The 20,676-nt window shown below is 43.8% G+C and carries 18 protein-coding genes; 10 read left to right on the plus strand and 8 right to left on the minus strand.

Features of this window, described 5'->3' with window-relative positions:
- The 4 genes from mobA to JKJ11_RS08295 all read right to left on the minus strand — a co-directional run bounded on the left by mobA (position 1) and on the right by JKJ11_RS08295 (position 2,904).
- A complete protein-coding gene (gene mobA / locus JKJ11_RS08280) occupies positions 1–609 on the minus strand; it encodes a molybdenum cofactor guanylyltransferase MobA (RefSeq protein WP_240205884.1) in 609 nt (202 codons plus the stop codon).
- Positions 587–1,309 (minus strand): energy-coupling factor ABC transporter ATP-binding protein, encoded by a 723-nt coding sequence (locus JKJ11_RS08285; protein ID WP_031494333.1) that lies wholly within the window; start codon positions 1,307–1,309, stop codon positions 587–589. The genes mobA and JKJ11_RS08285 overlap by 23 nt, the downstream gene beginning before the upstream one ends.
- A 63-nt stretch (positions 1,310–1,372) precedes the next feature.
- Positions 1,373–2,071, minus strand: a complete 699-nt coding sequence (locus JKJ11_RS08290) for an ABC transporter permease (RefSeq protein ID WP_006071480.1) — start codon at positions 2,069–2,071, stop codon at positions 1,373–1,375.
- On the minus strand, positions 2,071–2,904 hold the full coding sequence (locus JKJ11_RS08295) for an ABC transporter substrate-binding protein (protein WP_252039063.1): 834 nt from the start codon (positions 2,902–2,904) through the stop codon (positions 2,071–2,073). The genes JKJ11_RS08290 and JKJ11_RS08295 overlap by 1 nt, the downstream gene beginning before the upstream one ends.
- A 324-nt stretch (positions 2,905–3,228) precedes the next feature.
- Between JKJ11_RS08295 and JKJ11_RS08300 the strand changes: the two genes are divergently transcribed.
- The 3 genes from JKJ11_RS08300 (at position 3,229) to JKJ11_RS08310 (ending at position 7,170) form a co-directional block, all read left to right on the plus strand.
- Positions 3,229–4,683 (plus strand): sigma-54-dependent transcriptional regulator, encoded by a 1,455-nt coding sequence (locus JKJ11_RS08300; RefSeq protein ID WP_252039064.1) that lies wholly within the window; start codon positions 3,229–3,231, stop codon positions 4,681–4,683.
- Positions 4,676–6,700, plus strand: coding sequence for a sensor histidine kinase (locus tag JKJ11_RS08305; protein ID WP_006071483.1), 2,025 nt, complete (start codon positions 4,676–4,678; stop codon positions 6,698–6,700). Before JKJ11_RS08300 ends, JKJ11_RS08305 begins: the two co-directional genes overlap by 8 nt.
- Positions 6,701–6,942: 242 nt before the next feature.
- On the plus strand, positions 6,943–7,170 hold the full coding sequence (locus JKJ11_RS08310) for a DUF1059 domain-containing protein (RefSeq protein ID WP_252039065.1): 228 nt from the start codon (positions 6,943–6,945) through the stop codon (positions 7,168–7,170).
- An 89-nt stretch (positions 7,171–7,259) separates the two neighbouring features.
- Here JKJ11_RS08310 and JKJ11_RS08315 read toward each other — a convergent pair whose 3' ends face one another.
- From JKJ11_RS08315 to JKJ11_RS08325, 3 genes are all read right to left on the minus strand, one after another.
- Positions 7,260–7,598 carry a hypothetical protein gene (locus JKJ11_RS08315; protein WP_038222382.1) on the minus strand — a complete coding sequence of 113 codons (339 nt, stop codon included), beginning with the start codon at positions 7,596–7,598 and terminating at the stop codon, positions 7,260–7,262.
- Positions 7,599–7,786: 188 nt separating this feature from the next.
- Complete coding sequence (locus JKJ11_RS08320) at positions 7,787–8,665, minus strand: mechanosensitive ion channel family protein (protein ID WP_062460461.1); 879 nt, start codon at positions 8,663–8,665, stop codon at positions 7,787–7,789.
- An 8-nt stretch (positions 8,666–8,673) separates the two neighbouring features.
- Positions 8,674–11,016 carry an ATP-binding protein gene (locus tag JKJ11_RS08325; protein ID WP_252039066.1) on the minus strand — a complete coding sequence of 781 codons (2,343 nt, stop codon included), beginning with the start codon at positions 11,014–11,016 and terminating at the stop codon, positions 8,674–8,676.
- 248 nt (positions 11,017–11,264) lie between these two features.
- On the opposite strand from JKJ11_RS08325, the gene JKJ11_RS08330 reads away from it, so the two are divergent.
- Positions 11,265–12,851: an ABC-F family ATPase gene (locus JKJ11_RS08330; protein WP_038230565.1), complete on the plus strand. Its 1,587-nt coding sequence runs from the start codon at positions 11,265–11,267 to the stop codon at positions 12,849–12,851.
- A 120-nt stretch (positions 12,852–12,971) separates the two neighbouring features.
- Here JKJ11_RS08330 and JKJ11_RS08335 read toward each other — a convergent pair whose 3' ends face one another.
- Positions 12,972–13,799 (minus strand): formate dehydrogenase accessory sulfurtransferase FdhD, encoded by an 828-nt coding sequence (locus tag JKJ11_RS08335; RefSeq protein WP_038223221.1) that lies wholly within the window; start codon positions 13,797–13,799, stop codon positions 12,972–12,974.
- Between the two features lie 103 nt (positions 13,800–13,902).
- On the opposite strand from JKJ11_RS08335, the gene JKJ11_RS08340 reads away from it, so the two are divergent.
- The 6 genes from JKJ11_RS08340 to JKJ11_RS08365 all read left to right on the plus strand — a co-directional run bounded on the left by JKJ11_RS08340 (position 13,903) and on the right by JKJ11_RS08365 (position 20,668).
- The gene (locus tag JKJ11_RS08340) at positions 13,903–14,394 is read left to right on the plus strand and encodes a DUF3305 domain-containing protein (RefSeq protein WP_252039067.1); all 492 of its coding nucleotides are present in this window, start codon (positions 13,903–13,905) and stop codon (positions 14,392–14,394) included.
- Positions 14,384–14,974: a DUF3306 domain-containing protein gene (locus JKJ11_RS08345; RefSeq protein WP_252039068.1), complete on the plus strand. Its 591-nt coding sequence runs from the start codon at positions 14,384–14,386 to the stop codon at positions 14,972–14,974. The genes JKJ11_RS08340 and JKJ11_RS08345 overlap by 11 nt, the downstream gene beginning before the upstream one ends.
- A gap of 256 nt (positions 14,975–15,230) precedes the next feature.
- Entirely contained in the window at positions 15,231–16,892 is a 1,662-nt protein-coding gene (locus JKJ11_RS08350; protein ID WP_252039069.1) for a 4Fe-4S dicluster domain-containing protein, read from the plus strand.
- 12 nt (positions 16,893–16,904) lie between these two features.
- A complete protein-coding gene (locus tag JKJ11_RS08355) occupies positions 16,905–17,528 on the plus strand; it encodes a TorD/DmsD family molecular chaperone (RefSeq protein WP_006075144.1) in 624 nt (207 codons plus the stop codon).
- 56 nt (positions 17,529–17,584) lie between these two features.
- A complete protein-coding gene (locus JKJ11_RS08360; RefSeq protein ID WP_006075145.1) occupies positions 17,585–17,803 on the plus strand; it encodes a transcriptional initiation protein Tat in 219 nt (72 codons plus the stop codon).
- A gap of 9 nt (positions 17,804–17,812) precedes the next feature.
- Positions 17,813–20,668 carry a formate dehydrogenase subunit alpha gene (locus JKJ11_RS08365; protein WP_006075146.1) on the plus strand — a complete coding sequence of 952 codons (2,856 nt, stop codon included), beginning with the start codon at positions 17,813–17,815 and terminating at the stop codon, positions 20,666–20,668.
- Positions 20,669–20,676 lie beyond the last annotated feature (8 nt).

Here is a 20,676-nt window from a genome sequence, read left to right on the forward strand (position 1 = left end):
TCATAGAGTGCTCTTCTGTGAATGCTCAATGGTTGCTGATAGTTTCGACAGCTCTTCTGGTGTATTTAGATTAACAAAACAATCGGGATTATCTGAAAAATCAACGTACTTGGTATTGCACTCTTTGTATAACAAAATGATTTTTCTATCGCCACGCTCTAAAAATGCTTCCAATTTAGGTAGAACTCGCTTGTGAAACATGGTGAAAACAGGCTGATGAAAATCGCCATCATGTGCCACAAGAATGTCGGTCGAGTCTTCGACAGCATGACAAAAACGTTCAACAATACGTTCATCAATAAACGGACTATCACATGGGACAAAGCCAACCCAGTCAGTTGACGAAGCGGCTAAGCCAGCGTGCATTCCACCAAGAGGTCCCGGATAATCTTTATACGTATCGCTAATAACGGGAGCATATCGACCATATTGGTCTACATTGCGGTTGGCGTTAATGGTAATGGATGAAGTTTGTGTGGTGAGCCGTTGTAAAACATACTCGATTAAGGGCTTACCATTAAATTCTACTAAGCCCTTGTCATTTCCGCCCATACGAGACGCTTGGCCTCCGGCGAGGATAACCCAACTAGTCTGAGTTGGATGCAACATAATCACTCTCTTGATCGGTTTGTTTTTTATCAATAATTTGTAACAGTGGAGATTCTATCAAGGTGCAGTCTTTTATCCACCATTGTTTTCGACACAACTTAGTTAACGCATTGGATTGATGGCTCGTAACTACAATACTAGAACCGTGCTTTAACAGATCCTCAGCCATGAAAACCAAACGTTCTATTGACTCCTGGTCAAGGGAAGCGCTTGGTTCGTCCATCAACAAAATAGAAGGTTTTAGAACCCAAGCGCGAGCCATAGCAACTCGCTGTTTTTCACCACCGGATAACACTGATACATGCTCGTCAGCGAGCGTTTCAAGCCCGACTAATCGCAACGCCGCAATCACTTCTGCGCGCTTATCATGAGCTTCAAGTCGCTTATGCTTAATGCCATACGCGACATTTTGATAGACCGAGCCATCAAAAAGGTAAGGGGATTGGTGAAGATAGATAACATCTTTACGACCAGAACCACCAAACAAGCGCGACATTATACTTTGGCAACTAGGAAACACCTCACCTGACGTAGGTTTTAATAAGCCAGCCAATATCTTCAGTAGTGTAGTTTTACCGACGCCATTATCGCCTTTCAAGTAGACGGCTTCGTTTGGTCCGATCGTTAACGATGGTATATGGAATAAGACACGGTCTTTGAACCGCATGGAAACCTGCTTTGCCTTAAGCTGTATTGTCATTATTGTCCCTCAAGCAGAGTCTTGAATTAATTATAGTGTTTGAAACAAAAAACGTTGAGCAAGTTAAGTTCTTAGAACGCCTTTACCACGCATTGATGACAGCATAAAGTTGAGCACTAATGCCAATACCAATAGGACTATTCCTAAGGCGACGCCTTGTGCAAAAGCTCCTTTGTGACTTTCCATAGCAATCGCTGTAGGGATATTTCTGGTAAGGCCCATGATATTGCCACCAACCATCATTGAGCAGCCCACTTCAGTTACGATTCGAGAAAAACCTGCAATCACAGCAGCCATTAACGGAAAACGCGACTCCCAAATGAGTGTCATAAGTGTTCTAAAACGAGATACACCTAATGTTACAGAGGTTTCCATTGCTCTTCGGTCGGTGCTTTGTAACGCGCCATGCATCATTGACACCAAAACTGGAAAACAGATCAATATTTGACCCACAATCATGGCTCGTTGAGTAAACAGCATTTCCCAGTCACCTAAAGGTCCCGAGCGTGATAGCAGCATATACAAAAGCAAGCCAATCACAACGGTGGGAATCGCTTGCATGGTGTTCACCAATGAGAGCAGAAACCACTTGCCGGGGAAATTGCTGTAGGCCAGAAGATATGAGGCAATAATAGCGGGCAAAACAACCAGTGATACAGCTGATATAGAGACGCTGAACGAGACGGCTACGATACGCCATAGGTCTTTATCGAGGCTAAATAGGAGGCTTAACGCCTCCATAGTGGTTTCAGTGATGCTCATTAACTGTTCGTTTTCTTCGCATCAGCGACAAACAATTGTTCGCCCATTTTACGATAGCTATTGATCATAGATTGTCCCTTATCTGATACCAACCAATCACTCAGTACGCGAGCGCCTTTGGTATTAAGAGTAGGGTAACGTTCTGGGTTTACAATAATGACTTGGTACGGGTTGAAGAGTTGCTTGTCACCTTGGAACAAGATTTCAAGGTCTAGCTTAGCTTGATAGGCAAGCCAAGTCCCTCTGTCTGTCATTGTATAGCCTTGCATTTCTGAGGCCATATTAAGTGTTGGCCCCATACCTTGACCTACAGAACGATAGCCGCCGAAGTTAGGTTCAATCTTGGTTTGTTTCCAGATTTGCAGTTCTTTTTTATGAGTACCAGAGTCATCACCTCGAGAGATAAAAATGGCGTTAGTTTTAGCGATATGCGAGAACACTTCTTCTATGGTTTTCTGATCGTGTACGTCAGCGCTGTCTTTCTCTGGTCCTACGATTACGAAGTCGTTATACATGACGCTACGCGGTTCTATGCCATAGCCGGCATCGACAAAGTTCTGTTCCGCTTTAGGAGCGTGTGTCATCACGACATCAACATCACCATTTTCTCCCATTTTCAGAGATTTACCCGTACCAGCTGCAATAATATCAACTTGATAGCCAGTATCAGTAGTAAATTCTGGGAGTAGGTAGTCTAGAAGACCTGAATGATAGGTACTGGTTGTAGTTGCGAGGCGGATGCGAGATTGGTCGGTATCTGTATTATCTGCATAAGCCGTTGCAGATAGTGCTGCTAGAGACACAGCAGAAACCATTAATCTTGAGAATGTCATAGTATTGTCCATTTTGGTTATTTTTATCATTAATCTACGTAAACGCATGATAGTTTGGTGAAGAACAACGCCACCAACACGATTCATGCACTAGATACCCTTCGTTATGTTTATGGTACCTGTTTCTATACGCGTGGTACCCATAAGCAAAGACAATGCCATAATTTCCTTAGAAAAAAAGCGGCAAAGTGCGACATTTTGCTAATATTTCTCGCAGTTAAACTACAATTAGTTTGAGCTGGGACAAAATGTCGCAATTTAACCCATGATGTTTTGTAGCAGATTGGTACACTCTGTCTCAAATAGGAACGAATACAAATATTTATGACTTTTTTTCAAACCTCTGAAATTACCAACCAATTGACGTCACCATATCTCGCATTCTCTGTACTGGTCGTTGATGATGAAGTCGGCATGCAAGCCATTCTTAAAAAAGCATTGAGTAAAGGGTTTGGACAAGTAGACACTGCAGGAAGTGTTGAAGAAGCCGAACAGCTTAGGATCAACCATCACTATGACCTTATCATTTTGGATATCAACTTACCTGGTAGGTCTGGGATTGAGTGGGAAGAAGCGTTTAACGACTTAGATCGTAAAGCCGACGTGATATTTATGACTGGTTACGCCGACTTGGAGGTCGCGATCAGTGCGTTAAAATTAGGAGCGTCTGATTTTATCCTAAAGCCCTTCAACCTAGACCAAATGCTGCAAGCCGTTAAACGCTGTATGGATAAGCGACTGGCTGAAAGAATTAATGTCGCTTTGAGTCATGACATTAGCCGACGTGTTAGTAAAGAAATTATCGGCCTTTCTGAAAAGACGAAGAACTTAAAACAGCTCATTGGTCAATTTGCGCCATCTAGAGCGTCAGTGTTGATAGAAGGTGAGTCGGGTACGGGTAAGGAGTTAGTTGCGAGAGGTATTCATACAGCCAGTAAACGCCAGGGGCCATTTGTTGCCATAAATTGTGGTGCATTAGCTCCAGAGCTATTAGAAAGTGAATTGTTTGGTCACGCCGCAGGTGCTTTTACAGGTGCTAAAAAGAATCGAGAAGGGCTTTTTCGGGTAGCCAGCGGTGGAACATTATTCCTAGATGAAATAGGTGAAATGCCTCTAGCTATGCAGGCATCGCTACTGCGTGTACTGGAGCAGAGAACGGTTAGGCCTGTGGGTACAGAAAAAGAGATCAGTATTGATGTTCGAGTCGTTGCCGCAACTAATCGCAACTTACAAGAAGAGGTCGATCAAGGGAAGTTTCGACAGGATCTTTATTACCGTTTAAATGTTTTGAAAATAGAAGTGCCGGCGTTAAGAGAACGCCTTGCTGACTTATCAGACTTGGTACCTTTCTTTACTCGATCACTTGCCAAAGAGCTTGGTGTTTCAGAACCAAAATGGGCTCATGAAGATATGCACTCTATGCAAGATTACGATTGGCCAGGTAATGTGCGTGAACTTAAGAACTTGTTAGAACGCTGCATTCTTCTCAATAAACCGCCAGCTCACTACTTTAATGAGTTAAAAGGAGCACCGGTTAACACTTCTATCACCATGTCTGTCAACGATTTGACCACGATGCCCGCGAATTCGATGATTCAAGATGGTCAGTTTGGCTACCCTAATTCATGGTCTCTAAAAGATGTCGAAAAATCTCACATTCAACAAGTGGTAGAAGCACATTCCGGCAATAAATCGGCAGCATCGCGAGATCTAGGTGTAGCACGAAAGACGTTGGAGCGTAAGTACAAAGAGTGGGACGAAGGCTGCGTAGATGAATAAATTGATGCGCCTATGGAGCAAATGGCGCTACAGAACCAAATCAATGGTTCGATACCGCCTATTGTTTTTAACGTCAGCGCCTATTTTCCTCACTCTAATCGCACTATTTGGAATAACGGCATACTGGTCTATTCACTATACATGGCAGAGTGCGCTGATCGACGTATCCGAGCGCTTGAGCATCGTGGGCGACAAAATCGATAGCTTGCAAGATGAACAATTCGACCACATCCAAGCTTTCTCTGAATCGTATGAATTTCGGACTCGCTTGAATCATATTCAAACCAATAACGAATTTGATGTGTGGGTGAGTTCCCAACGCGAGCGTTATCAACTGGACTTCTTGCGTTGGATGCCGGCCAACAAAATTAGTCAGTCAGAATACCGAAAAATGGCACAGCAACGCTCTTTCTTTGATGTGTTGTCGAGATCTGCTGCTTTTGAAATGGAACCGTCACTGGCGGAACACTCAGAAGTTTGGCAGCAAGAAAATCACGTGCTTGAGGAGCGCTCTTTGGTGAGCCGTTCTATCATCGCTGTGTTTGACGACAACAGTCACCTGTTAGGTTATTTGGATGGTGGCGTCCTGATGAACAACAACTTGGCGTTGGTGGATCGAATTCGTGACACTATTTATCCAGTGAGCAATCTTGAACGTCATATACAAGGGACGGTGACCTTGTTCTTGGACGATTTACGAATCGCGACTAATGTACCGATGGATGAGTCATACACGGGTAGACGAGCACTTGGTACCTTAGTGTCTCAAGAGGTTAGCAATGCAGTGTTAATCAAGGGAGAGAGTTGGATAGATAAAGCGTACGTTTACGACACGTGGTACATCGCTGGTTATAAGCCTATTCGTGATATCGATAATAACATTGTGGGCATTGCTTACACTGGATATCTAGTTTGGCCATTGATTAAAACTTATATCACTAATATTGGTGAGGTAAGCGTCATCATCATTGGCTTGCTATTGGTTTCGGGCTTTATTGTCTATCGTGGTGCTCGCGATCTATTTAGACCCATAGAACAGATCCACCGTGTGGTGAAAATGGTTCAGTTAGGCAAAGATGAAGAACGCATTGGTGAGTTAGGGCTGGATGATAAACACGAACTAAGTCAACTCGCTAAGCAGTTTGACAACATGCTTAATCAGCTACAGTTCCGCAATGAACAGATTCAAGAAGCGGCCCATGAACTTGAAGGTAAAGTGCATTCTCGTACCGCTAGCCTAAAAGAGAAAACGGAGCAACTTGAGTTACATATCAAGCTGCTAAACCAAACTCGAAATAAACTGGTTACCAATGAAAAGCTGGCCGCTTTAGGGGAGCTAACTGCGGGCATTGCCCATGAGATTAACAACCCAACGGCAGTTATTCTGGGTAATGTTGAGCTTATGCGCTTCGAATTGGGATCCGATGTATCTCGCGTTGAAGAAGAAATTGATGTCATATTGGCTCAAATCGACCGTATTCGAAACATTACTCGAAGTCTACTGCAATACAGTCGCCAAGGTGGTGTGCAAGATGAAGTAACATGGCAGCACGTGAACCCAATTGTGGATGAAAGCGTCACTTTGGTAAGAACTGGAGCGAAGAAACGCGACGTGGAGTTCATCGTAGACCTTAATGCGAAAACGCCAGTTGAAGTGAATAGACATCAACTCCTGCAAATACTAGTCAACCTACAAATGAATGCCATTCATGCTATGCAAGGTAAGGGGCGTTTAACCGTCTTAACAGAAGATTGGGTAGAAGCAGGGCAAAGCATCGGTTCGCTTATTCATGTTATCGATGAAGGCTGTGGCATTTCTGATGCCAATATCAAACGAATTTTCGATCCATTTTTCACCACTAAGCGAGATGGTACCGGATTAGGTCTTTCTGTATCTCAGAGTATTCTGAGTCAAACGGGAGGTGAGATCCGTGTTAAGTCGAAACTTGGTGAGGGTAGCCAGTTTACACTCTATTTGCCGCAAAAAGCAGATCATCATTTACTGGTTAGCGCATAACGTAATAAATATGAGTGGAGTATATAAAGCGTATTACCACCAAGGACGTTCCTAACGATTGCTTAAGTTCCAAAGCTAAGGGATTGGTTCTCAGATTAGACGTTCTTGTATCACAAGGTAGTAATCTAAGCTATTTACGCTATACCACTTACAAGGAAGTAAAGTTCATCATCTGTATAAACGTCATTCTTTCGCTACCATTAGAGAGGATGAGCACTTTGTCTATATGAAGAGGGAACGAGATGAAATCAATGACTTGTAGACAGCTTGGTGGGGCTTGCGATGTGGTGTTTGAAGCAGAAACATTCGAACAAATTGCTGAGTTAAGTAAGCGGCACGGGATGGAAATGTATCAGAAACAAGACCCAGCACACCTTGATGCAATGAATAAGATTCAGGCGATGATGCAAAATCCTGAGGAAATGAAAGCGTGGTATGAAGAAAAGAAACGTGAGTTTGACGCTCTGTAATATGAGAGATGCTTGTAACTATTCACAATAGATATCTCGATGTATATCGAGATATCTTTGCAAACGGTCGATGTTAATGTGGCTTGAAGCTACATACAGATAGCGACAGTTCCAGCAACCATTAAAGTGATAATGGCATACCACACAAATTGTGTTTTCTGATCCGCTACATTGATTCGAATGTAGTTAATTTCGTCTTTTGCCATTGCTTCGAAATCACTAAAGCTAACTTGAAAGTCACGGCTTGCGTTTACAACGTCGTTTTGCAATTTGTTAAACGTCGCTTCAATAAAATTCTTTGCTTCTCCCAGTGGTGCAGAAGAAAGTGCCATGCGGTCCCATACCGCCATTCTTGATTCAAACTCACTGTCACTAACACAGTTCAGCTTTAATAAATCATGTTCACGCTTGATGCGTTCTTTACCCATTTTATCGTAATTCAGATTCTGAAATTTGTTCACGACAATTACTCCAAAGGTTTCAGATAGGTAGTAAGCGTTATCACGCCTACTACCGTAACTGCCCGGAATAGTAGATAGGTCGTTGTGGCACATCAACTTGCAGTTTTTATCTAAACGACAAATTTCATTTGCTTAGTATGATCGTGCGGACGTTGTTAGCTTGACCTGACAGCGATTTGTGGTGGGTTAATACCATGCTTTTTAAATTCTTCCATAACTCTCAGAGTAATATCAGTTTCAAATAGTTTCTCGTAGGCGGTATCAACAACATACGCCTTACAAGTCAACTGAATCGCTAGATAATTGTCAGTGATGGTCTGTTTCACCAGAACGGTAACAGGTTTAGGCAGGTGAATGTAACGACTAGAGGAGGCCGCTTCTTGAATCAAGTTTCTCGCCAAGACGATATCTTCATTCATTCCAATATAGAACGGAATCACAACTTGCATATCGAGTGCACCGTAGTTTCCGCTAACCGTCACCTCATTAAGGAACTTGTTGTTTGGAATGGTAATGATGTCATCATTTAAGGTTCTCATACGCACAGAACGCAGCCCTATAGTCAAAATGTCGCCATAGTTACCTTCAAATGTGACGCGGTCACCTACTTGGAAAGGTCGGTCAATCATCACTGTTAGGCCTGCAATAAAGGAGGCTGCAAGGTCTTTCATCGCGAAACCTACCGAAACGGCAAGCGTGCCACCTATAAGGGCAAGAATGTGATCGTTAATTCTAAAGCTCAACATGAAAACTACGATACCAGCGGTCATGTAGATGAAGAATTGCAAGAAGGACTGTAGCTTTTGCAATAGCATTCGATATTGCACGAACTGACTACCAATGCTGTCCACCAAGGAGTTCATAAACTTAATCAGCAACCAAGTTGCCATTATGATGATGACACTGAGAACGACACCGGACCAACGAATCAAGGTGGCAAATTGAGTAATACTGTCCACAGAAGCTACTTCTTCATTGGCAAAGCTGACAGAAGGCAGTAATAACAAAACAATGATGTAGATAAGCTGTTTCATGTAACCTCCTATTTAACCAGCAAATGTTGGCGATCCAACACGTTAGTAATGTGTCTAAACCAGTGATCGGAAATACGAGCCTTGTCCTCTTTCCACTCTATGTAACCTCGGCTTTGAAAATAACGCAATGTGCCAATAACTTCAGAGATAGTAAGTTGGGTGCAGTCGGACACATCCTCAGGAGAAGCCGCTTCCAGTTGAACGATGGAGCGTAGTATGGCCAGCATCGGTTTTGGCATTTTATCGAGTTCTTCGGATTCAGGCGCATGAAAAAGGCGGACGACTACGGAATCGGTGTCTTTATTTCGTCGTAGTGAGAACCTAAAGAAACGCAAAGCAACCGTCGGGTTGCCATCGGAGTAATGCCACAAAATACGGTAGAAACCTTGTTTCGCTCGATCTTCTTCAGACTCACTATCGTTATCCCATTGCTTAGGCACAACAAGACCTTCAAAGCCAACCTTATGCTCGGGGCCTTGGTTAATTCGGCTATCTAACAAAGCGCCAATTTGCTCTTCTGACCATTTAGGAAGAAATGCAACCCAATCGAAAAGCAGACGCTCACCTCTGGCTCTATCAACAAATCGCCAACTAGCCTTCTCAATGGAAAACACCGCTCTATGGCTCTTTTTGGAACGACGCAGTAAATTGGTAAAGCGGATGAGATCGTTGAGTCCGCCCACCTTGGGCTTTACGAGTCTTTGGCAGTTATCAATTGCGATAAGATAATTGGTATTGCTTTTACGCAAATGACTGAGGATTTTCATTTCGCTTGCGTCTTCTTCCAATCCAATGCTTACAGCAAAGTGAATTAATAGCTGGTTATAACCTGCTAGAGGGCAGTTTACATAAACTGGCTCAGCGTTTTTTACTTTATGCAATACCTGCTTCAGAAGCCTAGTTGCCCCAACACCTCGTTCGCCAGTGATGACGCATATAGCAGGGCTATTGGTGAGCAGGTATTTTGACAGTTGTTGAAATTCATCTTTGGCGTATTCTACTAAAGGACTGAAATCATCGCCGGGTAGGACATAATCAAACGCAGAATCTCCTTTAATTCGAACTAGGTTACTGTCTGCGCTGCTACCGGTTTGTTTTGCGACCTCTATTTTAAACAGGTAGGTGAGTCCCTGATTGAATACCGTATATTGAGATAAGAGCCCAATAAGGCGGTTTTTAAGGTGATGCAGTGCAATCCATAACGTCGCGAGTGAGGTGGCGATGAGGCCGACTATAAATATATCTTTTTTACCTGTCGCCCATGTCACCCATAGTGGCTTCTCGGAGATCTTCTCTAACGAGCTAAAAACAGTATCTTTCCACATTACGATTACCGTGATGGTAATCAACGCGAACCACAAAGAAAAAAAGCTCGATATCCAGTAATAAATTGTTCCTTTGCCAAGAGTTTGAGCCGCTATTTGCAATACAAGACCCGCAACGATAAAGCTCCAAACGTAACGTCTAACAGTGGAAAGTCGTAGTGCAACGATCTCTTTACTGGTCGCGAAGCTATTGCGATGAACAAACTCCAAAATAAAGGAGATCGCAATAGAGCCTCCAAGTATCCACCAAGTAAATAACTCTAGATATGACAGTTGAGATAACACTTCGATGCTACTAAGAACACGTAAAGAGACGGTAATAGCGATCAACCAAGCAATTGCTATACTTGCACGACCAAGATACCAGATAAATCGAACCCAAATCGGTGGCTTGCCTACCACAGATGCAACATGTGATTTTAGTTGATCAAATAATCGCCTTTGATTAGTCAGCCACCACATTAGAACGCAATAAATAAAGAATACCTTGATACCTACCCAAATAACGGGGACAGGGGAGATAAATATCTCCGTCACCAGGGTCTTCAAACTTCTTAACTGAAAGAAGATAAAGTATTCGGCGTTCAGAGTGGTAATACGCCACTCTTGTTTAAACTGAGTTACGCCATCTGGACCGAACCCGGTGAGTTGATCGAATGTCTTGTCTGAGGCGAGTTCTAACAAAGTTTGTTTACTATGGCTCAAACTGTTAAGTGTGAGATATTGCGTTTCAACGTCAAACCAATGTTCGTCAGTTACATCATCGCGAAACACCGCAAGTGCTTCATCGTAAGACAAGATTTCACGATCTTGTTGATCTAACGTATAAGCGAGTAGACGTCTTACCTTATTGTTGTCTTGAGGCGTTAAGAATAACTTCGCAGGTAACGCAGCGATTTCAGTAGCCAGTGATTGGGCGTCTTCAGAGGGGACAGGATTATCGTCATCTTGGTAATCCCATCGTGCAGAGGCTGGAAAGCTAAGGCAAAGCGTTAACACTGCTATCCAGAGAGATTTATTGATCATTATTAGCACACCACTGTTCGTAACTAGTTGTAACTATTTAAATTCTTAATTTAGTGTAGTTAGCGTCGCCACACTCTGCACGTGACAGCCGATAAAAAGATAGAGAATATTGCTTCACAGCTAAAAAGATGCACGTCTAGTCACCAGAATCCTACGCATCAATAGGGCGGGAATGCAGTTGTCACTTGCATCTGAAGGCAAGAGACTGTAGGGTTGCGCAGTTTTGTTTAATCTCAAAGGTAACGCTTGTGCTATCAACCGCAAATATCACTCAACAGTTTGGTGCTAAACCACTGTTTGAAAACATTTCTATCAAGTTTGGCGAAGGTAACCGTTATGGTCTGATCGGCGCGAATGGCTGTGGTAAGTCTACATTCATGAAAATCTTGAGCGGCGAGTTGGAGCCAACAAGCGGTAACGTTTCTTACGACCCTAACGAGCGAGTAGCAAAACTAAACCAGGACCAATTCGCCTATGAAGAGTTCACGGTTGTAGACACTGTTATTATGGGTCACAAAGAACTTTGGGCCATCAAGCAAGAACGTGATCGTATTTATTCTTTGGCTGAAATGAGCGAAGAAGATGGGATGAAAGTTGCGGACCTTGAAGTTCAGTTTGCTGAGCTTGATGGTTATATGGCGGAAGCAAAAGCAGGAGAACTGCTACTTGCGGTTGGTATTCCTGAAGAACAACACTTTGGATTAATGAGTGAAGTTGCTCCAGGTTGGAAGTTGCGTGTTCTATTGGCGCAAGTGCTGTTTGCAGACCCACACATCATGCTACTTGACGAACCAACCAATAACTTGGATATGGATACGATTCGTTGGCTAGAGCAGGTACTTAACCAACGTAATTGCACCATGATTATCATTTCGCACGACCGTCACTTCTTAAACAGCGTGTGTACACATATGGCTGATTTGGATTACGGTGAGCTACGTGTTTATCCGGGTAACTATGATGAATACATGTTTGCAGCTACACAAGCTCGTGAACGTCTGTTAGCTGATAACGCTAAGAAGAAGGCTCAAATTGCTGATTTACAAACGTTTGTTTCTCGTTTCTCAGCTAACGCATCGAAAGCGAAGCAAGCAACTTCTCGTGCTAAGCAAATCGATAAGATTCAGTTAGAAGAAGTGAAAGCGTCAAGCCGTCAAAACCCATTTATCCGCTTTGATCAAGAAAAAGAGCTGTTCAGAAATGCTTTGAACGTGGAAAACCTATCTAATGGTTTTGAAGAGGTATTGTGGTCTGACTTTAACGCTATCTTTGAAGTTGGCGAGCGTGTTGCAATCATCGGTGAGAATGGTGTAGGTAAAACAACGCTACTTAACACGTTAGCCGGTGAACTTGAACCGAAAACGGGTGAGTTTAAATGGTCAGAAAATGCCAATATCGGTTACTACGCCCAAGACCATGCTCATGATTTTGAAGAAGACATGAACCTGACTGATTGGATGGGTCAGTGGCGCCAAGAAGGCGATGATGAACAAGTGGTACGTAGTTTCTTAGGACGGATGTTGTTTGGCCAGGATGATATTAAAAAGTCAGTAAAAGTGCTGTCTGGTGGTGAGCAAGGTCGTATGCTTCTAGGTAAACTTATGATGCATAAGCCGAACATGTTGTTGATGGATGAACCAACTAACCACATGGATATGGAATCTATCGAATCCTTAAACTTGGCATTAGAAAACTATAAAGGTACGCTGTTTTTCGTATCACATGACCGTCAGTTTGTATCGTCAATCGCGACACGTATTCTCGAAATCAAAGACAACAAGATCTCGGATTTCAAAGGCACATACGAAGAGTTCTTAAAAGCTCGCGGTGTTTAATCATCTAGAGTACTGACCTCAGAGTCGCAATTCCTAAGTAAAACAGGAACCTCTTATAGCGCCATTCGAACCAAACAAAAAGGAGTCCTCGGACTCCTTTTTTAATATCTCAAGCAACTATTATGCTTGCTCACCTTTCACATCAAACTCAATCTTCTCCGCCCCAGTAAACACTTGGAAGCGTAATCCCTTAGCTCGAGCAATGGTGGTAATACCAAATTGTTTAGCAAGGTCTAAGCCCATTTGAGTAACGCCAGAGCGAGATAACAGGACTGGAATACCCATCTGTGCCACTTTGATAACCATCTCTGAGGTCAAACGTCCTGTGGTGTAAAAAATCTTATCCTCACCGGTTTCTTGGTTTATCCACATTTCTCCGGCAAGTGTGTCTACGGCATTGTGTCGACCAACATCTTCCACGAATGACAGTACTTTATCTTGTTGGCAAATAGCACATCCGTGAACGGCCCCCGCTTTTTTGTAGGTGTCGTTGTAGTGCGTTAGTGCTTCTAAAGTCGCATAGATTTGAGACTGTTTTAGAGGCGTTTGCGGAACTTGATAACCTTCGAGCTGTTTCATCACATTGCCGTACATTGTGCCTTGACCACAACCTGAAGTGACGGTTTTTTTCTTCAACGCTTCGTCGAGGAAATCGGTATTTTCTTTGGTAATGACGGCAGCAGAGTGAGTTTCCCAGTCGATTATCAATGATTCAATGGCATCAGGGTCAGACAAGAAACCTTGGTTTTTCAGATACCCCAGAACTAATGAGTCTGGTCTTGAGCCAAGAGTCATAAGAGTGACGATCTCTTTCCAGTTCAGCATAACGGTAAGAGGTCGTTCACAGGCAATCTGTTTGGTTAGCTTTTCTCCATATTCGTCATAGACATCGACTTCAATGGTCTGTAGGGGATTTTCGCTTGTTCTAATAATGTTGGGTTTAACCACGCGTTTATCCTTTTTGTTGGTCGCTAGCATGAGGCTATTGGCTTGATTATTGCTAAGATTGATTAAGTAAGCAAATACCAAACGCTAAAATTAGGGACATGAAATGCATCCAGAATCACCTGAATCCATTCCTAACAAAGATTCTTTGGTAGACGGTCTGATTGTCGAGAAAAACGAGCATCAATGGCCGCTACAATTCGATCTTTCCATCGTTGAAAAACAAGTGGGTCGCTGGACGACAACACAGCGAGAACTCGATGGATTTAAATTAGAAGTTACAGATATCAGCAAGCCTCATGCCACTTTGGAGCTTTATCGCGACGAGCGTACTGATTACCGATTTAACTTGAGCTCGCAAAATCCAATGTTGTTCGTTGTTTTAGATTCACATGAGGAAACCAGTTTAACGCCAATTATGGTTACGGCTTCACAGGCAGTTGCTGGCTCATTTATGGACGGTGATTATCTTGTGTTGTCAAAACCAATACCATTACCCATTCAAGCTTGGATGGAGGCTTTCATAGGTCGTCATGGAGAGTTATTGGAAGTGAGACGTAAAAAGCGTAAAGGAGCGGGGCGTTCAAGTGGCCAGTAGTTTTCTATCACGTTGGTCGCAGCGCAAGCTCGACGAGAATAAAGACGAATTAGAGCTCGACGCATTGCCAGAAAGCAATGAAGCTGATGCGGTCGCTGAGGGTAACGCAGAGTCAGAAGTTGAGCGAGAGCAAGCAGAACATGAAGAGTGCAGTTCGGAAGGTGAAAAGTCGCTCGATTCTGAGGTTCCTGAGAAACCCGAAGAGCTTTCAGTCTCTCAATTACTGGCTAATCCAGAGGTAGATAAAGCTGTCAAAAAGGCAGCACTGCGTAAGATGTTCATGAGTCCTGAATATAATGTTGTAGATGGACTCAACGATTATGACCATGATTATTCAGCGGTAAAACCGTTGGCGTCTGATGTGGCTGAAACATTGCGTGGCTGGATAAAAAATGTGGCGGATGAGACAGAACCGCAAGAACCAGTTGCTTCAGCTCAACCTGAACAAGACCACAAAGACATCGAAACTCTACACACAGAAACTGAAGGGCAGGATGATATAGAGAAGTCTGAGGCGGATGCAGATTATTTCGACAACCAAGGTTTTGATGACCACGAACCAAATGACAAGACTTCGTAATCAATTGATTATGAGACAAAATTTACCACACAAAATATAGGTACATTTTGTCTCATAATATTTTCTCACCAAATGAGACATTTTGTCTCACGCGACATTTCTCCCTAATTTTCCCAATGGTATTTAAGCTAATTTACTAATAAATCAGTAAATTTGGCTTTTGTACGACTTGGAACAGATATTGCAGGCAGTGATATATGGTTCATATAAAACCAATAGCTATGGAGCGTCAAGACTCCTGCACTGGAAGCAAGCAATGATAAAACAACTATTACAACAATCGACGACTCAAAATGGGCGCGCCAGAAGTTTCGCGTTTGAAAATACCGTTGAATTGTCGAATCTCATACCACCCACTGTGAGTTATGAAAGTCACGGTGATACATTAATCGTTGGTCCTACTGCCATCATAACAAGTACCGCTGAGCAGCTGTCTACTATGCATTCAGTCACTTTGTTATCGACAGATGGAGAACCATCGGACAACGGTAATCTCTATTACGCCGATAGTATCGAAATTTCCGGGTTTCTCGGAACCTTCAGTGTCCACATTCAAAATAATCAATCAGCGGTTAATCTTGCTGAAGTCTCCATTGGCCGTAATGTGTTTGATGTGGTTCTGGACTTATCTCTGAATGGTTGTATGTCGGAAGAAGTGCCTGTTCCGGGTTATTATCCAGTGGGGCGCGGGTATCCTAAACTTGCTGATGCTCTGGAGGAAATACCAGGGCTAATGGGTACGTTCGATAAGCCAAAGTTCTTTCGACTTAATACGGATTTGTGCGCGCATAGCTCTCGAGGCGTTAAAGGCTGCGAGCGTTGCGTGGATGCATGTCCAGCAGGTGCATTAAGTAGTGAAGGTAATGATAAGATCGGCCATAAGATCGAAATTAACCCTTACCTTTGCCAAGGCGTTGGAACTTGTGCAACCGCTTGTCCAACCGAAGCCATTCACTATGCGCTGCCAACCCCTCAGGAGACGCAGAAGTTTATCGAACGAACACTCGCTAACTACCATAACCAAGGTGGGGAGAAAGCGATTGTCCTTATCTGCAGCTCTCGCCACGAATCTTACAACGTTATGGCCTTGAATGTCCTTCCTGACAATGTAATTCCCGTTGTTGTCGAAGAATTACCTTCTGTGGGTATAGATACTTGGTTTGCAGCCTTGGTAAATGGCGCAACACAAGTGCTGTTTGCTGCTAGTAAGCATATGCCGGAAACGATTCAAACGGTGTTAAATCGCGAAGTGGGTATGGCTCAGCAACTGCTTGATAGTTTGGGTTTGGCCCGTGAAACCATCGACATTCTTTATCTTGAGTCTTTAAGAGAAGGGCTTCCGACTCTTACTGAAGAAGACCTTGGTCTTAGACTCGGTGATATTCAAGGTGATAAAAGGGCACGTTTGTACCACGCTCTTGATGCCTTAGTAGAACAGCGCCAAGTTGAACAGAGCATCTTGCCACTACCAACGACCGCACCATACGGCACTGTAGAGTGTGCCACGGACAAATGTACGTTATGTATGGCCTGTGTGGCCGTGTGTCCAACCAAAGCATTACACAACGATGGTGATCGACCAGCCTTAGACTTTATAGAACAAGATTGTATTCAGTGTGGCATGTGTGAAAAAGCCTGTCCTGAATCTGCTTTGTCGTTAACCCAACGTATCAATTGGGACAGTGAATCCCGCCGCTCAGCTGTGGCGCTTCATGAAGAAAAAGCGGCCGAATGCCTGCGCTGCGGTAAACCATTTGCTCCTCAATCCATGATAACAATGCTACAAGATAAGTTACGCGGTCACTCACATTTTGATAATGAAGAGTCACTAAGACGTATCGCTATGTGTGAAGACTGTCGAGTGGTGGATGTGTTTGAAAGCATGGCAGAAAACCCATCTGAGCAACTGAAATACTAGGAAGAAATGTCAATGGATAACGAATACAACGAGCTTAGAAGTGACATTTATTTGCTTATCTCAACGCTTTGTCGTGGAGCACCAGAACGTGAAACGATCGATTTTCTATCGTCCTTAGAAATCGAAGTTGGGATCAATCAAATGACGGCGGCTTGGGAACTGCTTTCTAAAGCAGCTCAAAAAGCTGAAGTCAGTGCTTTAGAAGATGAATATCAAGATTTGTTTATAGGAGTAGGAAGAGGTGAAGTTGTCCCTTTCGCTTCTTGGCACCTGACAGGTTCTTTGATGGAGAAGCCTTTAGCACTAATTAGACACGACCTAAATCAACTGGGTTTGGAGCGAGATGAATCCGTCAAAGAGCCGGAAGATCATATCTCAGCAATCAGTGAAGTGATGGCGTATTTGATCAGTCAAAACCAAGAAGAGCAAGCGAAGGCGTTTTTCAATAAACACCTTTCTCCTTGGTATCAAGATTTGTGTAGACAGATTGATTGCGCAAAAAGTGCGCAGTTTTACCGAGCTGTTTCTACACTTATGGAAGCGTTTTTCGATGTGGAGCAGGTGAAATATGCTGAAAGCATAAGCTCTACGCAGACGAAAATGAAGATAGACGTTAAGAACATAACCACGAAGTAATGTCCGCGAACTAGAGATGCCATCTCACGGATAGGCATCCACTCAGGGAGCAATATATGAGCAAAGCAAAACAAAACGGCGAACAGCCACAACTTAATGAAGGTCGCAGAAATCTCTTAAAGGGGTTAACGACAGCGGCTGTAGCCGGAGCCGTAATTTCTGGCACTGCGAAAGCAGCAACAAATACTGAACTTGTTGATGTTAAGCAGGATGACCAAGACAAAAGTGGTTATCGTGAAACGCAACACGTCAAAGACTATTACGACACACTCTAGGAGCATCTCATGAAATTGACCAAACGCTCCGAGAGCGTCAGCAAAAATGAAAACAAGTTAGGTCTAAGCCGCCGAGCTTTCATGCGTAATTCATCCATTGCCGCTGGTGGTTTAGCGGCAGGTGCCTATACGTTTGCACCAGGAATGATTAAAAAAGCCGAAGCGAAAGAAGTGCCAATCGATGCGAAAACAGAAGTAAAACGTACTATCTGTTCTCACTGCTCGGTAGGTTGCGGTGTATACGCAGAAGTTCAAAATGGCGTTTGGACCGGCCAAGAACCCGCTTTTGATCACCCTTTTAACGCCGGCGGTCACTGTGCGAAAGGCGCTGCTTTGCGTGAGCACGGACATGGCGAACGTCGTCTAAAATACCCGATGGTATTGGAAGGTGGTAAGTGGAAAAAGCTCTCTTGGGACGAAGCTATCGAACAGATTGGTAACAAGGTCCTTGAAATCCGCAAAGAGTCGGGCCCTGATTCGGTTTATTGGTTGGGCAGTGCTAAGCACAACAATGAACAAGCCTATATGTTCAGAAAGATGGCATCGCTTTGGGGTACGAATAACGTCGACCACCAAGCCCGTATTTGTCACTCTACAACCGTATCAGGTGTTGCAAACACTTGGGGTTACGGTGCGATGACGAACTCTTTCAATGACATGCATAACTGTAAATCCATGCTGTTCATTGGTTCTAACCCAGCAGAAGCGCACCCTGTTGCAATGCAGCACATTCTGATCGCTAAAGAAAAGAATGGATGTAAGATTGTTGTTGCGGACCCTCGTCGAACCCGCACAGCTGCAAAATCTGATCATTTTTGCTCACTGCGTCCGGGTACCGACGTAGCGTTCATCTGGGGTATTTTGTGGCATGTCTTTGAGAACAACTGGGAAGACAAAGAGTTTATTCGCCAACGTGTATTTGGTATGGACGAAATCCGTACGGAAGTCGCGAAATGGAATCCGAAAGAAGTCGAGCGTGTAACAGGTGTGAGTGAAGCAGATGTCTACAAAGCTGCGAAGATCCTGTCTGAAAACCGTCCAGGAAGCATCATTTGGTGTATGGGTGGTACTCAACATACGACGGGTAACAACAATACTCGTGCTTACTGTGTTCTGGAGTTAGCGTTAGGTAATATTGGCCGTTCTGGCGGTGGTGCTAATATCTTCCGTGGTCACGATAACGTTCAAGGTGCAACAGACCTTGGTGTGCTATCTCATACGCTACCAGGATATTACGGTCTAGCAGACGGCTCATGGAAACACTGGGCTAAAGTATGGGACGTTGATTACGAATGGATCAAAGAACGTTTTGACCAAAACGAGTATCGCGGCAAGAAACCGATGAACAACATGGGTATTCCTGTTTCTCGTTGGATTGATGGAGTTCTTGAAAATAAAGACAACATCGAGCAAAACGATAATATTCGCGCAATGTTCTACTGGGGTCATGCGGTTAACTCGCAAACTCGTGGTGTTGAGATGCAAAAAGCAATGCAAAAGCTCGACATGATGGTTATTGTTGACCCATATCCAACACACGCTGCGGTTATGAACAACCGTACTGATGGTGTGTATCTTCTGCCAGCAACGACTCAGTTTGAAACTCACGGCTCTGTAACAGCTTCAAACCGTTCACTTCAGTGGCGTGACCAAGTCATTGAACCTTTGTTCGACTCAAAACCTGACCACGAGATCATGTACCTTCTGACTAAGAAGCTTGGTTTTGAACAGCAGTTGTTCAAGAACATTAAAGTCGAAAATAACCAGCCAAACATTGAAGACATTACTCGTGAATTCAATAAAGGCATGTGGACCATTGGCTATACCGGTCAAAGCCCAGAGCGTTTGAAACTGCATCAACAAAACTGGCATACGTTCCACAAAACTTCACTGGAAGCCGAGGGCGGTCCTATCAATGGTGAAACCTACGGTCTTCCATGGCCATGTTGGGGTACACCTGAGATGAAACACCCAGGTACTCATATTCTTTATGATACTTCGAAACCTGTGGCGCAAGGTGGTGGTAACTTCCGTGCTCGCTTTGGTGTGGAATTCGAAGGTAAGAGCTTGCTTGCAGAAGACAGCTACTCGCTAGGCTGTGAACTTGAGGATGGCTATCCAGAGTTCAGCGACAAGCTCATTAAACAATTGGGTTGGTGGGGCGATCTAACACCAGAAGAGCAAGCAGCTGCAGAAGGCAAGAACTGGAAGACCGACCTATCAGGTGGTATCCAGCGCGTCGCGATTAAGCATGGTTGCATGCCATTTGGTAATGCTAAAGCTCGTACAATTGTCTGGACGTTCCCTGACCGTGTTCCTTTACACCGTGAGCCGCTTTATACGCCAAGACGTGATCTTGTTGTTGACTACCCAACATGGGATGACAGCGAATCAATTTACCGTCTACCAACCATGTATAAGTCGATTCAGGATCAGGACAAATCGGAAGAGTATCCAATCGTACTGACTTCTGGGCGTCTGGTTGAATACGAAGGTGGTGGTGAAGAAACACGTTCAAACCCTTGGCTAGCTGAACTACAACGTGAAATGTTTGTTGAAGTTAACCCTAAAGATGCCAATGACATCGGTTTTAAAGATGGTGACATGGTATGGGTTGAAGGTGCAGAGAAAGGACGAATCAAAGTCAAGGCGATGGTGACACCTCGTGTGAAACCAGGCTTGGCGTTTATTCCTTTCCACTTCGGCGGTAAGTTCCAAGGTGAAGATCTTCGTTCTAAATACCCAGAAGGTTGTGACCCTTACGTCATAGGTGAAGCAGCGAATACTGCAACAACCTATGGTTATGATCCGGTGACTCAGATGCAAGAAACTAAAGTCACTCTCTGTAACATCACGAAAGCGTAAGGAGTCAT

It is taken from the genome of Vibrio sp. SCSIO 43133 (assembly GCF_023716845.1).
Classification (GTDB): Bacteria; Pseudomonadota; Gammaproteobacteria; order Enterobacterales; family Vibrionaceae; genus Vibrio; species Vibrio mediterranei.

What these genes read in the sequence shown, in the direction of transcription:
- JKJ11_RS08295 (WP_252039063.1), bottom strand. Translation starts at nt 2,904, where the DNA reads ATGACATTCTCAAGATTAATGGTTTCTGCTGTGTCTCTAGCAGCACTA.
- JKJ11_RS08300 (WP_252039064.1), top strand. Translation starts at nt 3,229, where the DNA reads ATGACTTTTTTTCAAACCTCTGAAATTACCAACCAATTGACGTCACCA.
- JKJ11_RS08360 (WP_006075145.1), top strand. Translation starts at nt 17,585, where the DNA reads ATGAGCAAAGCAAAACAAAACGGCGAACAGCCACAACTTAATGAAGGT.
- JKJ11_RS08285 (WP_031494333.1), bottom strand. Translation starts at nt 1,309, where the DNA reads ATGACAATACAGCTTAAGGCAAAGCAGGTTTCCATGCGGTTCAAAGAC.
- JKJ11_RS08365 (WP_006075146.1), top strand. Translation starts at nt 17,813, where the DNA reads ATGAAATTGACCAAACGCTCCGAGAGCGTCAGCAAAAATGAAAACAAG.
- JKJ11_RS08355 (WP_006075144.1), top strand. Translation starts at nt 16,905, where the DNA reads ATGGATAACGAATACAACGAGCTTAGAAGTGACATTTATTTGCTTATC.
- JKJ11_RS08320 (WP_062460461.1), bottom strand. Translation starts at nt 8,665, where the DNA reads ATGAAACAGCTTATCTACATCATTGTTTTGTTATTACTGCCTTCTGTC.
- JKJ11_RS08340 (WP_252039067.1), top strand. Translation starts at nt 13,903, where the DNA reads ATGCATCCAGAATCACCTGAATCCATTCCTAACAAAGATTCTTTGGTA.
- JKJ11_RS08325 (WP_252039066.1), bottom strand. Translation starts at nt 11,016, where the DNA reads ATGATCAATAAATCTCTCTGGATAGCAGTGTTAACGCTTTGCCTTAGC.
- JKJ11_RS08290 (WP_006071480.1), bottom strand. Translation starts at nt 2,071, where the DNA reads ATGAGCATCACTGAAACCACTATGGAGGCGTTAAGCCTCCTATTTAGC.
- JKJ11_RS08315 (WP_038222382.1), bottom strand. Translation starts at nt 7,598, where the DNA reads ATGGGTAAAGAACGCATCAAGCGTGAACATGATTTATTAAAGCTGAAC.
- JKJ11_RS08350 (WP_252039069.1), top strand. Translation starts at nt 15,231, where the DNA reads ATGATAAAACAACTATTACAACAATCGACGACTCAAAATGGGCGCGCC.
- JKJ11_RS08305 (WP_006071483.1), top strand. Translation starts at nt 4,676, where the DNA reads ATGAATAAATTGATGCGCCTATGGAGCAAATGGCGCTACAGAACCAAA.
- JKJ11_RS08310 (WP_252039065.1), top strand. Translation starts at nt 6,943, where the DNA reads ATGAAATCAATGACTTGTAGACAGCTTGGTGGGGCTTGCGATGTGGTG.
- mobA (WP_240205884.1), bottom strand. Translation starts at nt 609, where the DNA reads ATGTTGCATCCAACTCAGACTAGTTGGGTTATCCTCGCCGGAGGCCAA.